Origin of the sequence: Devosia limi DSM 17137 (assembly GCF_900128975.1) — a bacterium.
GTDB classification, from domain to species: Bacteria; Pseudomonadota; Alphaproteobacteria; order Rhizobiales; family Devosiaceae; genus Devosia; species Devosia limi.
In genome coordinates this window covers 190,423-206,852 of record NZ_FQVC01000001.1, presented here as the reverse complement: position 1 = coordinate 206,852, position 16,430 = coordinate 190,423, and the positions used below count along the sequence as shown (strand labels likewise).

Genomic DNA, 16,430 nt, shown 5'->3' with positions numbered 1-16,430 from the left:
GGCGATTAGCTCACTGTTACGTTGGTGGCTGCGACGGTCTGACCGTCAACGACATATTCCTGACCAACGGTGATGACATCGACGGACAGTGGCAGACCCAGCACCCAGACGCCTTCGCGCGTGTCGCTGGCAATAGTCACGGGGAGGAATTTCACGGCGCCATCGACCACGGTGCTGACCCCCAGCACGCCGTCATCGTTGAGCGTCAGCACAGATTGCGGCACCAGATGCGCCGGGGCCGCACCCATATTGACCGTAGCAGTGGCCGTCATGCCGTCACGGATGCTGCCATCGGGGTTCGGCAGTTCGATCTCGATCGGGAACGAACGGGTAGCCGCATCGGCTGTCGAGGAAATGAAGGTCACCTTGCCGGCCGATTCCTGGCCGGTAATGGTGCTGATCTTGGCTTCGAGCCCAAGTTTGGCGAGCTGAATGCGCGCTTCCGGGACCTGGCCGATAAAGATCATCGGGTCGAGCTGGACGATGGTGGCGCAGGGCTGCCCCTGAGCCAGCATGGCGCCAGCGGTCACCAATGGGTCCTGTACGACACCAGCCACCTTGGCATGGATTTCGGTGCGGTCGAGTTCGGCCTGGGCATTGTCCAGCGCCGCCTGAGCGGTGGTGACACCGGCCTTGGCCACGGTCAGCGCAACTTCGACGCTACGCGCGGTATTGGGAGCGGCGAGGCCCTTGTCACGCAGTTCTGCATTCGTGTCGTAATCGGCCTGGGCCTGATCGAGCGAGGCGTTGGCCTGCGCGATGCCAGCTTCCGCCTGGGCCACGGCCGCGGCGCGGGTGCCTTGGTCGAGTGTGCAGAGCAGGTCGCCAATCGCAACCTTCTGCCCCTTGGTCACGTGGACGGTGTCGACAATGCCGGGGGTTTCGGCAACGGCACCGACAGATGCCTTGGCCTGGGTTCGACCGCGCAGCTGGACTTCAATCGGCATCGGCTTGGCGACATAGGTCGAAGTGCGAACGGATTGGGCTTTGGTGGCCGCATCCGCGCCTGCCGCATTGCGCTGGGCAATGGTCAGGTGAGGATCAACCGCGTGGGTGGTCTCGTGCTGGGCCATGACACCGGCATTCTCCATCGTCGTGGCGATGGGGCCATGTTCCTTGCCCTCAATAACTGCAATGAGCGGCTTTTCGCCATTGCCGGGACCATTGCCGCCTATGACGAGCGAGCCAGTGGCAAACCAAGCCCCTGCGACCACGAGAATAACCAGAGCCACGCCGTAAGAAAATAGTGCACGCATAAAAGTATATCGCCCCTTATTCGGCCGCGACCTTCTTGGCCGGCTCCGCTCGCGCTAAAGTGATCAGCTCATGCATATGGGAGCGCAGGTGTTGCTCCGCAATATCCATAATTGCACGTCCGTAATTTATGACCCATGTGTCTGCGGCATTGCCGCCATGCTCGGCGAGGGCCTCGTCCAGCTTCTTTTTTTCCTCGATCCGCCGCTGTAGGTACTCGTTGCAGCGCGCTTCCACCACGTCGACGGGCAGGATGTGCGCGAAACGGGCAAACAGCAGAAACGGACTCCGGTAGACTTCGTCATCCAGTGGTTCGAGCAAGGCCTCGGTGAACGTTGCGCGCCCCGCTTCGGTAATCGAGTAGATCTTCTTGGCCGGCTTGCCATCCTGCTGGGCGACGCGGCTTTCCACGAGACCATCGTCCTCAAGCCTGGCCAGAGCCGGATAGATCGAGCCGAAGCTGGCCTCAATGAAATAGGCGCATTCACCTTCCACGCAGAGGCGGCGGATTTCATATCCGGTCGCCTCGCCCTCATAGAGGATCGAGAGGCAAAGGGTTCTTACATTCATATGGCGGGGCTCCGGCGTCCATATGCTGGACGGACATATGCCGGCTCTATATATGCCCGCCGGGCATGTCGCAAGCATTTCGCTCTGACTGCTCGATCAAATCAGTTAAGGCCTGGTTGCCTTAGCCCAGGATCCTCGTCATCTCCGAGGCGGCCTGCCGCGCCAGTTCCAGGCTCGATGCCGCAACGAAATACGGGTTGAGAAAGGCGAGGTCGGTCTTGCCATACCGTAGCCGCTCACCATCGAGCGTGACTACGGCACCGCCAGCGGCTTCTAGCACGGCTTGTCCGGCCGCGGTGTCCCACTCGCAAGTGGGGGTAAACCGCGGGTAAAGCTGCGCATCGCCCCGCGCCAGCAGGCAAAACTTCAACGAAGAGCCGACAGATACATCGGCGGCGACGTCCAGGGTCGAGCAGAGTTCGGCCAGCGCCACATGTCCATGCGAGCGGCTGGCGACAATGCGCAAGGGGTGAGCGCGCGCTACGGAAATCGGTGCCTTGCCATCGGCAAAGCCGGTCAGCGTATTGCAGGCAAAGGCCCCGTCGGCATCGCCGATAAAGGTCTCGCCTGTTGCAGGGGCCAGCACGACGCCCATCACCGGAACGCCATGCTCGATCAGCGCAATGTTGACCGTGAACTCGCCATTGCGCTTGATGAATTCCTTGGTGCCATCCAGCGGGTCGACGACGAAATAGCGCTCACCCAATAAGGGTATGATGCCGGCGGCGGCGCTTTCTTCGGCCAGCACCGGAATGCCGGTCGGCCGAAGGTGCTCAAGAATGATCGCTTCGGCAGCCGCATCAGCCTCGGTCACCGGCGAGCCATCGGCCTTTTGGGTGGCGGCGATGGGACGGCCATAGACCTCGTTGATGACGCGGGCGGCGGCAATCGCGGCAGCGAGCGACAGTTCGGTCAGGCTTTGCGTGGCGGCAGGAGCGGCATGCATGGTCAGTCCTGGCGTCCGATCTCGACATCCAGCCCCAGATCCAGCGGCTTGGCCGCCATGGTGATCTGGCTGGTGGAGATGTAGTTGACGCCGGTTTCGCCAATCGAGCGCACCCGCTCGAGGTGAACCCGGCCCGAGGCTTCAAGACGCGCCCGACCGGCATTGATCGTCACAGCCTGACGCAGCGTGTCATTGTCCATATTGTCGAGCAGGATGATGCGGGCACCCGCGGCCAGCGCTTCCTCCAGTTCGGCGAGGCTGGCGACCTCGATCTCGATGGCGACGAGATGGCCGGCAAAAGCTTCAGCAGCCTGATAGGCAGCGGTGACGCTACCGGCGACGGCGATATGGTTGTCCTTGATCAGGATCGCATCATCGAGGCTGTAGCGATGATTGGCCCCACCGCCGCAGCGCACGGCATATTTCTGGAAGGCCCGCAGGCCCGGCGTGGTCTTGCGGGTATCGCAGATCTGCGCGCCGGTGCCGGCGACGGCGTCGGCATAGATGCGGGTCAACGTGGCGATGCCACTGAGGTGGTTGAGGAAATTGAGCGCGACGCGCTCGGCCGACATGACAAGGCGCGCCGGGCCGGTAACCGTGGCGACGATGCCGCCGACCGCAACCCCATCGCCATCGTGCAGCTGCGGGGTGAAGCTCACGCCATCACCGACCAGACGGAACGCGGCTGCGGCGAGATCCAGCCCGGCAATGATGCCGGGTTCGCGCGCCGAGATCGTCGCAGTGGCCATGGCCTTGGGCGACAGGGTGGCCTGGCTGGTCAGATCCCCGGCAAGGCCGAGATCTTCCTCCAGCGCCGCAGCGACGGCGCGATCCACCAGAAGGCGGGGCAATTGGGCGGGCAGGCGCAGGGAATGCGGCATGGCTGGCTCTCGTTGCAGTGCCGGTCATGTACGCCCGGACCGTGGTGCTGGCAACACCGGGAAGCCACGGAGGTGAACTGATCCCGCTGGCGTGGAAAATGGAGCAAATGTTTGCGCGGAAGAGGGGGTGGTGGGTGAGGGGGGTGTGGGAGGGCGATTATGTGAGGGTATTGCGTGAGGGTATCGCGCCACGCCTTCACTCCCAACCGCCGCACATCCCCGCTCAACCACGGAGTCATTCCCGCGCAGGCGGGAATCCATTCGTACCTTCGCCACCGAAACAAGAATGGATTCCCGCCTGCGCGGGAATGACCCGGTGGGATGGCGGGAGGTGGGGCGTACGTGGGTGGGGACAGGCGCACGCACGTCGCCCTCGACAGCCTACCGCAACAGGCTCTGCCCACCATCGATCCACAACGGACTACCCGTTATATGCCTTGAGGCATCGGACGCGAGGAACAGCACGGCGTCGGCGACATCGCTGGCCTTGCCGGGTTTGCCGCCGGTCAGCGGGATATCGCCCTCGGGGAATTCCACTGGAACATCAGCCTCGTGGGTGTCGCGCTTGACGGTGTTCTCATCGATCTGGGTTTCGATGGCGCCCGGGCAGATGGCGTTGATGCGGATACGATGCTCGCCCAGTTCCAGCGCCAGCTGCTGCACCAGGGCCAGCTGTCCGGCCTTGGTGACCGAATAGGCGCTGGCACCAGCCGAGGTGAAAGTGCGGGTGCCGTTGATCGATGAGATGACCACAATCGAGCCGCCGCCCGCCGCGATCAGATGCGGCACGGCGTGGTGGATGGTCAGGTAAGTGCCACGCAGGTTGATCGCAATGGTCTGGTCCCACTCCGCCGGCCTGAGACTTTCAATAGGCGCCCAGACACCATTGATGCCCGCATTGGCAACGACGATGTCGAGCCGCTTGTGTCTGGAGATCAAGGCCTCGATGGCCGTGCGCATGGCCGCGTCATCGGAAATATCAGCGGTAAGCGCCAGTGCCGTGCCACCCGCGGCCGCGATTTCGGCGGCGGTCTCGTTGATCTCGCTGGCGGTGCGGCTGAGCACCCCGACCACGGCACCTGCCGCCGCAAGGTGCAGCGCCGCCGCCTTGCCAATCCCCGATCCGGCGCCCGTCACCAGCGCCACCTTGCCCTTGAGTTCATCCATCATGCGTCTCCATTTTGACGGAAACGCATGAGGACGGGGAAAGGTGCCGTGATTGGTGATGGGACGCGCCGGGCGAAACGACGCGTTTCCCAATTCAGGGGGGCATTCCCGCCTGCGCGGGAGTGACCCCGTGGGGGCACTGGGATGCGGGAGGAGGGGGGCGAGGAGCCGGTCCCACAGCCTCCCAAACCCCTTAGTGCTTCTTGTGATCGGTCTGGATGATCGCGTGGGTGAGGCTGCCGATGGGGGGATAGAGCGGGATCAGGCTGGCCTGCAGCGCGTGGTAGATATCGGGCTTGCCGGTGAACAGGCGCGAGCCGGGGGTGAGGTCTTCCTGCAGCTCGGCGCGCCAGCCGCCCTGTTCGTAATCGATGACGTGGTTGGCGGCAAAGTCCCAGAGGCGGCGGTACCAGACCTGGAAATACGGGTCGCGATCATAGGCGCAGAGGAACGCGGCGGCGCCGATGGCTTCGCTGACCGGCCACCAGAGCTTTTCGCGCATTACCGGCTTGTTGTCCCAGTCGAGCGTATAGAAGAAGCCGCCATGCACCTTGTCCCAGCCCAGATCGATCGACTGGCGGAACAGCTGGCGGGCGGAATCTGTCAACCAGGACAGGCGCTTGTCGCCCAGCACCCACAGCTGGACCAAAAGGCGCGACCATTCCAGCCAATGACCCGGCGTGGTACCGGCCGGGCGGAACATCTCGGAGCCCAGATAGGCCTTGTCGAGCACCCAGTTCTCGTCGAAATGCTCGGCCACCCGGTAGTCCAGGCTCGCGGCATGCTTGCCGATGATCAGTTCGGCAATGCGCTCGGCCTTGGTCAGATAGGCCTTGTCGCCGGTGGCCTCATAGGCGGCCATCAGCGCTTCTGTCAGATGCATGTTGGAATTCTGGCCGCGATAATTGCCGATGCTCGACCAGTTATTGGCGAACTCCTCGCGCACCGCGCCGACCTTGTCGTCCCAGAAGCGCTTGTTGATCACTTCGGTAATATCGGCCAGCATCGCATCGGCCAGCGGATGGCCGGCCAGCTTGGCGCTGGAGGCAGCGAGCAGCACGAAGGCATGGCCATAGGCCTGCTTGGTGTCATCGCGCGGGCCATGATCGTCCAGCGACCAGATATAGCCGCCATGCCTGGTGTCGCGGTGCTTGTCCCAGATATAGCGCATGCCGTGGTCGACGATCTCGTCGGAGCCGGGGCGCCCGATCAGGCTGCCAATGGCAAAGCAATGCACCATGCGGGTGGTGGAATGGATCTGGCGGATGCTGTTGACCGTCTCGATCGGATGGCCGGCGTCATCGAGATCGTAGAAGCCGCCCGCCGGATTGATCGAGGCGCGCTGAAAGAAATCGAACAGCCGATTGGCCTGCCGCATCAGGAATTGCTGATGGAACGGGCGGGCCGTCCAGGGGGCGGAATTGGTGGCGGGCAGGGTCAGCGTGGCGTCGGTCATATTGGCTCCCAACCAGCGCACCGGCGCCGGTCACTCGTATTCGGGAACCTCTATAATCGGCTTGTCGCAACGTTGCAATTTGGCGTGGCGAGAATGGTTTGCGGGACGTGGAAAACGCCCGCTGGGGAAAACTCTCAGCCTTGGGCGCGGTAATGCGCTTCGACGCGGGCGACTTCGTCGGCCGAGCCCAGGATCACTGGAATGCGCTGGTGGATATCTTGGGGCGGCACCTCGAGGATGCGGCCACGACCGGTGGTGGCGGCGCCGCCGGCGGCTTCGATGATCAAACCCATCGGATTGGCTTCATAGAGCAGGCGCAGGCGCCCGCCCTTGGCCGCGGTCTCGCTATCGAGCGGATACATGAAGATGCCGCCGCGCATCAGGATGCGGTGGATGTCGCCAACCATCGAACCGATCCAGCGCATGTTGTAGCGCTTGCCGGCAGGGCCGGTTTCGCCCGCGACATTCTCGGCGACATAGGCGCGTGTGGCCGCATCCCAGAAGCGCTCGCGGGCGGTGTTGATGGCATATTCTCCACTGGCGGCGGGGACGCGGACGGCGTCGGCCGAGAGCACGAAGACGCCATTGGCATCGAGCGTGAACACGGACACGGACTTGCCAAAGCTCAGCACCAGGCTGGTCGAAGGCCCATAGGCGGCATAGCCGGCAGCGAGCTGGCGGGTGCCGGCCTGCAGCAGTTCGGGATTTGCGGGGTCGACGGCCAATACCGAAAAGATCGTGCCGACAGTGACGTTTACATCGAGGTTCGAAGAGCCGTCCAGCGGATCGCAGGCAATGGCATAGGCGCCCTGATTCTGCATGTGAAGGGCTTCATCCAGCTCCTCGGACACCAGAATCGAAATGTCGGTGTTTTGGCGCAAGTGCTTGATGAATATGTCGTTTGAAATGACGTCGAGCTCTTTTTGAGCCTCGCCCTGCACATTGGTGGCGCCAGCCAGCCCGGTCTGCCCGGCAATCGGGGCGACGCGCAGCACAGCGGCAATTTCCACGCAGGCGGCGGCAACGGTAGCGATCGAGCCGGCCAGTTTGGGGGCCACGCCCTGCTGGGTGACGGCGGCGTCGAGCCATTGGGCGAGGGTCGTGGTCATGGAACGCTCATGCTGGAAAGGGAGGTGCCAGTGTCGCCATCAAGACGGTCAAGGCAAGGTCGACTTTCGAAGTAGGGGGTGTTTCATCCCTCTCACCCGCCGCGCTGCCCCCGGACTTGATCCGGGGGCCACTGACAACGCGTGCCGGGCTGATGATGGCCCACGGGTCAAGCCCGCGGGCAGCATCGGTGGGGAGGTAGGATTGGGGGCTGGAGGGAGGTTTGGGCAGAACACCCCTCACTTGCTCCACATGCCGCGCATCTGTGCCGAGATATCGATGCGCACGGGCGCGGGGGCGATTCCGGTAATCGAGGCGGGGGTGACGGCGGGCCACAGGATATCGTCGAACAATGGCACCAGCGCGCGCGGGATGAAGCGGCTGCGTTGGGCATAGATGTGGCGGTCGCCATGCTGGCTTTGCTGGGTGACGAAGAAACGCTGCGGCACAATGACGTGCAGGTCGTCGCGGGCGCGGGTCATCGCGACGTAAAGCAGGCGCCGCTCTTCTTCGAGCTCATGGGTGGAGCCGGTGCCCAGGTCGGACGGAATGCAGCCATCGACCACATTGAGCACGTGCACGGCTTTCCATTCCTGCCCCTTGGCGGAGTGGATGGTGGAGAGGATCAGATAATCCTCATCGAGCAGCGGCACGCCGGACTGGTCGCTGGTGGCGTCAGGTGGATCGAGGGTGAGCTCGGTGAGGAATTTCTCGCGGCTGGGATAGCCGCCGGCGATCTGTTCGAGCTGGAGAATGTCGGCCTGGCGAACCAGGGCGTCCTCATAGGTGTGCTCCATCAGCGGCTCATACCAGTGCCGCGCATAGCCCAGTTCCACCGGCCAGCCGGCCTGGCGCTGGCCCAGGCGCAACATCAGCTCCTGCAAATCCTTCCAGCCTTCGGCAGCGCGCGGTGGTGGTGGCGTATCGACAAAAACCCGCAGCGGGTCGGGCGCATCCAGCATCGCTTCCAGCACCTTGCCAGATGAAGCCGGGCCGACGCCGGGCAGCAATTGCAGCACGCGGAAACCAGCGACCCGGTCGCGTGGATTTTCTGCCCAGCGCAGCAGCGCCAGCAGGTCCTTGATATGGGCCGCATCGAGGAACTTGAGGCCGCCGAATTTGACGAAGGGAATGTTGCGGCGGGTCAGCTCGATTTCGAGCGGGCCGGAATGGCTGGAAGTACGGAACAGCACGGCCTGCGACTTGAGCGGGGTGCCGCCCTCGCGGGTCTCCAGCACGCGTTCGACCACGTAACGAGCCTGGTCAGTCTCGTCGCGGACAGTGACCAATTGCGGCTTGGCATTGGATTGGCGTTCGGTCCACAGGTTCTTGGTAAAGCGCTCGGTCGCCAGCTCGATCACCGCATTGGCGGCCGACAGGATCGGCTGGGTGGAGCGATAATTGCGGTCGAGCGTGATGATATCGGCCGGCGGGGTGAACGCCACGGGGAAGTCGAGAATGTTGCGAACGGTGGCAGCGCGGAACGAATAGATCGACTGCGCATCGTCGCCGACCACGGTGAGGCCGCGCCCCTCGGGCTTCAGCGCCAACAACACCGAGGACTGCAGGCGGTTGGTGTCCTGATATTCATCGACCAGCACATGATCGAAGCGCCCGGCGACTTCGGCTGCCATGGCCGGATTGGCCATCATGCCGGCCCAATAGAGCAGCAGGTCATCGTAATCGAGCACGTTCTGGCGCTGCTTGGCCTCGACATAGGCCGAGAACAGCCCGCGCAGCTGGTCGCCCCACATGGCGCACCAGGGGAAGACAGTTTTGAGCACCTCATCCAGATCGCCCTGCGCATTGACGACGCGCGAATAGATGGCGAGGCAGGTGCCCTTGGTGGGAAAGCGGCTCTTGGCATCCGACAGCCCCAGCTCGTGTCGGACAAGGTTCATCAGGTCGGCAGAGTCTTCGCGATCATGGATGGTGAAGGCCGGATCCAGCCCGATCTGGCTGGAATGCTCGCGCAGCAGTCGCGCGCCAATGCCGTGAAAGGTGCCGGCCCAGGCCAGCGCATCGGTCACCGCGCCCGAACTGGTGCCCATGACCTGGGCGGCGATGCGCTCCACCCGCCGACTCATCTCGCTGGCGGCGCGGCGCGAAAACGTCATCAGCAGGATGCGGCGCGGATCGGCGCCATTGACGATCAGGTGGGCCACGCGATGCGCCAGCGTATTGGTCTTGCCCGATCCCGCCCCGGCAATGACCAGCAGAGGTCCGGTGGCCGCGCCGACACCAACGCCATGCTCGACCGCGCGGCGCTGTTCAGGATTGAGCTTGTCGAGATAGGCGAGATTGGCGAGCAACGAATCGATTTCCTTGGAGCAGGGCTTAAGGGAGCACGTTTCTTGTTTTGTTCGCAATGGAGAGGGGCGTGGGGCTGGGGGCTGTGGGGTGAGCCGGCTGAGATGCAGTCATCCCCTCACCGGGTCATTCCCGCGCAGGCGGGAATCCATTCTTGGGAGCCACGAAGGGAAGAATGGATTCCCGCCTGCGCGGGAATGACTCAGTGGCGGAGCTTGGCTGTCCACGGGCTTGCCCCGTGGACCACTGGCCGCTTGTGCCGGGCCGAGAGTGGCCCCCGGATCAAGTCCGGGGGCAGCGCGGTGGGTGGGAGGGTGTGAGCGTGGAGACTGTGAGCGGGCTACGAAAATTTGCCCAAGAGGGCAAACCCGCCCCCCTCACTCCTGCGCCAGATCCGCCAGCAACCCGGCAGCAACCGACAGTCGTGACACGGTCAGCGTGCCCTGTGTCAGTTCGGCAACCGCAGCCACGGACCGGGCAATACCGGCCTGGCGGTCAGCCTGCCATGTTGCGAGGCGCTCAGTGATCGGGCCAGTGCCCGCGCTCAGCACATCAGCGGTCAGATCCCGCTGGGCGCGCATCACATTAGCCAGAGCCCGGTCGAGCGCCATACGGTCGAAGCGGTCGGCGAGCACGATGGTGCGGCCCTGTTCGATCACCGGCCACAGGTTGAAGATGGCGAATACGCCGAAGAAGGCGGTGGCGCCGTCTTCCACCGAAACCCCGGCGCGCTCGCTGACCAGCACGATGTCGCTGGCATAGGAGAGCACCGAGAGTTCGGCGATCTGGTGGGCGATGACTTCCGGCACGCCCTTGCCCGTCATCTCGGCCGTCGCAGCAGCGACGGCGGCGAAGAGCGGGCCGGGCACCGTGGTGGCGAGCAGCATGCGGAGTGTCTCTACACCGGCGGCATGGCGGGCGACGAGGCCCGACAGGCCCTGCGTCACATCGGCATTGCGCAGGAACCAAAGGGTTTCCTGGCGCAGCAGCGCCGCGACCTGGGCGTAGAGCGACAGCTGCACGTCACCATCGATCTGGCCATCCAGCCCATCGATCAGCGCATTGAGGCCAGGCAGGCCATAGGTATCGCGGGTGGCGGCATAGGCCAGTGCGACTTCGCCAGAACTGGCGCTGGTGGCTGCCGTCATTTCGGTGACGAAGGCCGGGCCGCCGCGATTGACCATGGCATTGGCCAGAACAGTGGCGATGACTTCGCGCTTCAGGCGATGGCCGGCCACCGCATCCGGGAACCGTTCGTGCAGCGTATCGGGGAAGTAACGCAGCAACTCGCCCGCCAGATAGGCGTCGTCGATCGAACGGCCCTCCAGCAGGTCGGCATAAAGCGTCAGCTTGGCATAGGCCAGCAGCACCGCCAGTTCCGGTCGGGTCAGTGCCGCGCCGCTTGCGGCACGCTCGTCGAGCGCTGCATCGCTCGGCAGGTATTCGACGGAACGATCGAGCAGGCCGCGCGCCTCAAGCCGTTCCATCAGCTCGCGATGGTCCGGCAGTTCGGCAAGGCCCGCTCGCTGTGCCAGCGACAGAGCCAGGGTTTGCAGGTAATTGTTGCGCAGGCAGAGGTTAGCCACTTCATCGGTCATGCTGGCGAGGAAGTCGTTGCGGCTGTGTTCAGTCAGGACCCCGGTGGCGACCAATGGGGCCACGGCGATCTTGATGTTGACCTCAAGGTCGGAGGAGTTGACGCCGGCCGAGTTGTCGATGGCGTCGGTATTGATGCGCCCGCCATTGAGCGCATATTCGATGCGGCCGCGCTGGGTGGTGCCCAGATTGGCGCCTTCGCCGACCACCTTGGCGCGCAGCTGCCTGCCGGTGACGCGGATGGCGTCATTGGCGCGGTCGCCCGCTGCAGCGTCGGTTTCGGTGCTGGCGCGCACATAGGTGCCGATGCCGCCGAACCAGAGGAGATCCACCTCGGCGGACAGGATCGCTGTCATCACTTCGGCCGGGGTCGCCGTCGGGGTCTTGAGGCCAAGCAGCGCCTGCATTTGCGGCGTGAGCGGAATGGCCTTGAGGCTGCGCGGGAAGACGCCGCCACCAGCCGAGATCAGCGATGCGTCATAATCCTGCCAGCTGGAGCGGGGCAGGTTGAACAGGCGCTTGCGCTCGATAAAGCTCGTCGCTGCATTGGGGGTCGGGTCGATGAAGATATCGCGGTGGTCGAAGGCGGCCACCAGATGGATCTGCGGCGACAGCAGCATGCCATTGCCGAACACGTCGCCCGACATGTCGCCAACACCGGCCACGGTGAACGCCTCGGTCTGGATATCGCGATTGAGCTCGCGGAAGTGGCGCTTGACCGCTTCCCAGCCACCACGGGCGGTGATGGCCATCTTCTTGTGATCATAACCGGCGGAGCCGCCCGAAGCGAAGGCATCGCCCAGCCAGAAATCGTGGCCGATGGCGATGGCATTGGCGGTGTCCGAGAAGCTGGCCGTGCCCTTGTCGGCGGCGACAACCAGGTATGGATCGTCACCGTCGCGGCGCACCGTATCGGCTGGTGGCACAACCGCGTTGTGCACGAGATTGTCGGTCACATCGAGCAGCGAGCCGATGAATATCTCATAGCTCGCACGGCCTTCGGCCTGGAACGCATCGCGCGGCATGCCGGCGACGAGGCGCTTGGGCACGAAGCCACCCTTGGCGCCGACCGGCACGATGACGGCGTTCTTGACCTGCTGGGCCTTGACCAGCCCCAGCACCTCGGTGCGGAAATCTTCCGGCCGGTCCGACCATCGCAGCCCGCCACGGGCGATGGCGCCAAAGCGCAGATGCACCCCCTCGACACGCGGCGAATAGACGAAGATCTCGCGATAGGGTTTGGGCGCCGGCATGCCGTCGACCGCTGCGCTATCGAACTTGATCGCCAGAGCCGGGCGATGTGAGCCATCTGCCTCGCGCTGGAAGGCATTGGTGCGCAGGGCGCTGTCGACCAGATTGAGGAAGCGGCGGACGATCCGGTCCTCGTCGAGCGAGGCCATGGCGTCGAGGGCAGCAGCAATGGTGTCGCGGGCGGCAGTTGCAGCCGTTTCACGATCCACGGCATGTGGATCATGCAGGGCCCGGAACAACGCTACGAGGGCCGCAGCGGCGCCGGACTGGGTGACCAGCACCTGCGCTATATAGCGCTGCGAATAGGACACGCCGACCTGGCGCAGATAGCGCGAGAACGCGCGCAGCAGGGCCGCATCATCCCAGGCGAGACCGGCCTTGGTGACCAGTGCATTGAGCCCGTCGCTTTCCGCGAGGCCATCCCAGACGGCGAGCAGGCCGCTTTCGACCGGCTCGGCGAGAGCTACAACATCGAAGGCCGCGCCATCGCCTGGTGCCAGCACCATGTCGTGGATGTAGCGCTCGGTCCCGTCGCGCGGGGTCAGCGTATAGGTGCGCTCATCGATGACGCGGAAGCCGAAATGCTCCAGCATCGGCACGCGATCGCTGAGCGGAATGGCACTGCCACGGTGATAGAATTTGAGCCCGAGGGCGCCATCATGGCCGGCGCGGCTGCGCAGGCGAACGGCGATGTGGGCGTCATCGGTCAGGCCGCGCAGCACGGCGATATCGGCCAGCGCATCGCTGGCGCTGTTGCGCGACTGATAGGCGGGCGAGAACGCATGGCGATAGTCGCTGATGAGGGCCGGGTCCTTGGCGGTGGCGGACAGCATATCGCCGAAATCGCGGGTCATCTCATCGACGCGGGCTTCCAGCTCGCTGCGCAGCGGACGCGGGGTCGGCCCGCCATTGCGCCCGATGATGACATGGACGCGGACCAGCTCACCCTCTGGGAAGTGCGGGTAATAGGCGGAAACGCGACCATCATAGGCCTGCGCCAGGTAACGGGTGATGCGGGCGCGGGCCTCGCTGTCATAGCGGTCGCGCGGCACGTAGACGAGGATCGAAACGAAGTTGTCGAAGCGATCGATACGCGGCAGCACACGCACGCGCGGCCGGTCATAAAGGCCGGCAATCGCGGTGGTGTAGTCGTAGAGTTCGTCGCTACCGATCTGGAACAGCTCGTCGCGCGGATAGGTGTCGAGGGCGCTGAGCAGGGCGCGGCCATCATGGCCCAACGGGTCGAGCCCGGAGCGGCGCATCACATCGCCGATCTTGCGGCGGATCAGTGGCACTTCGCTATGCGGGGTCGCCTGTGCCTGCGCGGTGAACAGCCCGACGACGCGCAATTCGCCGGTCGCCCGGCCATCGCTGCCATAGAGCTTGATGCCGACATAATCCATGTGAACGCGACGGTGGACCCGGGCGCGGATATTGGCCTTGGTGACGAGCAGCGGCTCGGGCGATGCCATGAAGGCGGAATGCTGCGGGGTCGTCTCGACGAAGTCGGGACCGCTGCGCAAGACCTTCAGCGTCGGATCGACCAGAATGCCGAGGCCGCTGCCATCGACCGGCACCAGTTCGGGCGTGCCCGGGAGCAGGGCGTATTCGCGCAGCCCGAGGAAAGTGAAGTTGTGCTCGATCAGCCATTCGAGGAACAGCACGGCTTCATCGCGCTGCGTGACTGTCGGCGCCGTGGCGACGCGCAGGTCTCCGGCGGAGCGGCGAAGGCGTTCCAGCATCGGCTGCCAGTCGCGCACGGCGCGGGTGACTTCGAGCATCGCCGCAGCGATCTCGGCATGCAGCGCGTCCATGTCGGCGACCGGGTCGCTGTGAATATGCAATACGCTGAGCGGCCGGCCGGTGATCTCGGAAACCGCGCCATTCTCGACGCGCACGACAGGGTGGGCAAACAGCCGCACCGTGCCACCGGCAGCGCGCAAGGCGGCCAGGGCACTATCGACGATGAACGGCATGTCGGGAGAGATGACGTCAATGACCAGCGGGGCACCGGCCCGCTGTGGGGGCACGAGGGTGATCTGGCTCTCGTCGCCAGAATGGGCCAGCACATGGGCATAGGATTGCCGCAGGATTGATTCGAAAGCTTCCGGGGCGAAACCCGCCAGGTCATCGGTGTCGGTTGCCTGCACGGCAGCCCGCAAGAAGCGAGCAAAACCAGGGTCTTCAACCGAAATCTTCTCGGCCCGGGCCAGAAGGATGTCCTGGCTCGAAGCGATTATATCCTGCACGTGAAATCTCCCACTCATGCGCCGTGCCGCAGTCTAGGCGGCAGGGTCGAAACTGTCTCCAGTCCTTTGGGAGCATATTGCGGTTTGACGGTGGCAGGATGACAGCGGAATGTCGCAGGGGATGTGATTGTTGGGGGATGTTTTCGGCGTGCCGAGGTATCGCAGGATGGCGCCGCAACAAGCTGCATAGCGGGCACCGGGCCACCCCCACCACCGGGTCATTCCGGCGCAGGCCGGAATCCATGCAGTGCATTCGCCTCACATGGGATGGCAAGGATGCCCTTCAGCATGGATCCCGGCCTGCGCCGGGATGACATCGGGGGTGGAATGGGGACGTGCCCTAGTGCAAAGTTGCTGGTTCCAGCGTCGTCAACGGACCCGAGCGCCCCCTGGGCGGCGGGGCAGCCCAAAAGACCACGTAGAGCAGTTCGGCGCCGGAGGCGTCGGTGATTTCGATGGAGCGGGGCTCGCGGGCATCGTCGCCATCGCTGAGGGCGCGGTCGAGGATGGCGCGGCCAAGTTCGGCGGCCTGGCGCTCGGCGGCGTCCAGATCGGGGTGATCACTGCCATCGGTGTCCCGGACGATACCGTCATCGGTGCGGTAGTGAAAATAGTACCTTGGCACGATTGCCTCCTTTCTCTGGAGGAAATGCCTTTGGCCCCGTACAGGTTGCCAGGGCCGGGCTGGATCGTTGCAGGCCCCAGCTTTGCAGAGAGCAGCGCCTCAGTCGAGCCCGTCAAGGCGATGGTAGCCATGCCGATGCCACAGCAGGGGGCTCTTGCTGGCGATGGTTTCAGCCTGGATGATCCCGCCGGCAAACAGGACATGGGTGCCGGTTTCGATTGAGCCGATAATCTCGCAATCCAGCGTGGTGACTGCGCCATGGAGCTGTGGATTGCCCGAGGGCCATTGGCCCCAGCTGCCGAAGCTGAAGCGGTCGATGTCGCCGAGCTTGCCGGCAAAGGCATCGCCGATGTCAGACTGATCCTGGGCCAGCATGGCAAGCGAGAACCGGCCCGACTTGGCCATCAGATCGGCAAGACGGCTTTCGATGTCGATGGAGACGAGCACCGAAGGCGGCGTGGCGGCGAGCGACATGACTGCGGTGGCGGTGCGGCCCAGAACCTCCCCGTCATGGCTGGCAGTGACGACCGAAACGGTCGAGGCCATGGATGACATCGCCGTGCGGAACTCGGCATTGCTCACCAGCGGCTGCTCGGTCGAGCGCAGGTCCATGGCGTCAGGCAGGGGGAAATCGGCAAGGGCCAAGGTCACGATCCCTCTCCGGGCGCTTCGGAAAACAGGTCACGGAGTTTGTTGGGCACACCCTCCATCTCCTTGGCATTGGCAGGTGGCTGGCCCATCTCGGTGATGTTGGGCCAGAGCCGTGAATATTTGCGGTTCAGTTCGATCCACGGCTCCAGCCCCGCATCCATATCGGGCTTGATCGCATCGATCGGGCATTCCGGCTCGCAGACGCCGCAATCGATGCATTCGTCGGGATTGATGACGAGCATGTTCTCGCCCTCGTAGAAGCAATCGACCGGACAGACAGATACGCAATCCATGTGTTTGCAGGCGATACAATCTTCGGTGACGACATAGGTCATGGGCGGTTCTGTTCGTGTCTATTGGTCGTTCG

Annotated in this window: 12 protein-coding genes; all 12 read right to left on the bottom strand. The window is 64.2% G+C overall.

The features are described from left to right. Positions 1-5: 5 nt before the first annotated feature. A complete protein-coding gene (locus BUA69_RS00940) occupies positions 6-1,256 on the bottom strand; it encodes an efflux RND transporter periplasmic adaptor subunit (RefSeq protein ID WP_052950670.1) in 1,251 nt (416 codons plus the stop codon). Between the two features lie 16 nt (positions 1,257-1,272). Continuing rightward, the gene (locus BUA69_RS00935) at positions 1,273-1,824 is read right to left on the bottom strand and encodes a PadR family transcriptional regulator (RefSeq protein ID WP_046136228.1); all 552 of its coding nucleotides are present in this window, start codon (positions 1,822-1,824) and stop codon (positions 1,273-1,275) included. Between the two features lie 121 nt (positions 1,825-1,945). After that, entirely contained in the window at positions 1,946-2,770 is an 825-nt protein-coding gene (gene cysQ / locus BUA69_RS00930; RefSeq protein ID WP_052950669.1) for a 3'(2'),5'-bisphosphate nucleotidase CysQ, read from the bottom strand. 2 nt (positions 2,771-2,772) lie between these two features. Next, complete coding sequence (nadC, locus tag BUA69_RS00925; protein ID WP_046136227.1) at positions 2,773-3,651, bottom strand: carboxylating nicotinate-nucleotide diphosphorylase; 879 nt, start codon at positions 3,649-3,651, stop codon at positions 2,773-2,775. A 381-nt stretch (positions 3,652-4,032) separates the two neighbouring features. Continuing rightward, positions 4,033-4,818 (bottom strand): SDR family oxidoreductase, encoded by a 786-nt coding sequence (locus tag BUA69_RS00920; RefSeq protein WP_046136661.1) that lies wholly within the window; start codon positions 4,816-4,818, stop codon positions 4,033-4,035. 193 nt (positions 4,819-5,011) lie between these two features. Then, positions 5,012-6,274 (bottom strand): AGE family epimerase/isomerase, encoded by a 1,263-nt coding sequence (locus tag BUA69_RS00915; protein WP_082093956.1) that lies wholly within the window; start codon positions 6,272-6,274, stop codon positions 5,012-5,014. Between the two features lie 134 nt (positions 6,275-6,408). Beyond that, a complete protein-coding gene (locus tag BUA69_RS00910; protein ID WP_052950723.1) occupies positions 6,409-7,383 on the bottom strand; it encodes a class 1 fructose-bisphosphatase in 975 nt (324 codons plus the stop codon). Positions 7,384-7,620: 237 nt separating this feature from the next. Then, the gene (locus BUA69_RS00905) at positions 7,621-9,693 is read right to left on the bottom strand and encodes an ATP-dependent helicase (RefSeq protein WP_046136662.1); all 2,073 of its coding nucleotides are present in this window, start codon (positions 9,691-9,693) and stop codon (positions 7,621-7,623) included. Between the two features lie 375 nt (positions 9,694-10,068). After that, positions 10,069-14,787 (bottom strand): NAD-glutamate dehydrogenase, encoded by a 4,719-nt coding sequence (locus BUA69_RS00900; protein ID WP_244468677.1) that lies wholly within the window; start codon positions 14,785-14,787, stop codon positions 10,069-10,071. 340 nt (positions 14,788-15,127) lie between these two features. Further along, positions 15,128-15,412 (bottom strand): DUF6894 family protein, encoded by a 285-nt coding sequence (locus BUA69_RS00895; RefSeq protein WP_052950319.1) that lies wholly within the window; start codon positions 15,410-15,412, stop codon positions 15,128-15,130. Positions 15,413-15,511: 99 nt separating this feature from the next. Continuing rightward, entirely contained in the window at positions 15,512-16,063 is a 552-nt protein-coding gene (locus tag BUA69_RS00890; RefSeq protein ID WP_052950318.1) for a flavin reductase family protein, read from the bottom strand. Continuing rightward, complete coding sequence (gene fdxA, locus BUA69_RS00885; protein WP_046133550.1) at positions 16,060-16,398, bottom strand: ferredoxin FdxA; 339 nt, start codon at positions 16,396-16,398, stop codon at positions 16,060-16,062. Before fdxA ends, BUA69_RS00890 begins: the two co-directional genes overlap by 4 nt. Positions 16,399-16,430: the final 32 nt, after the last annotated feature.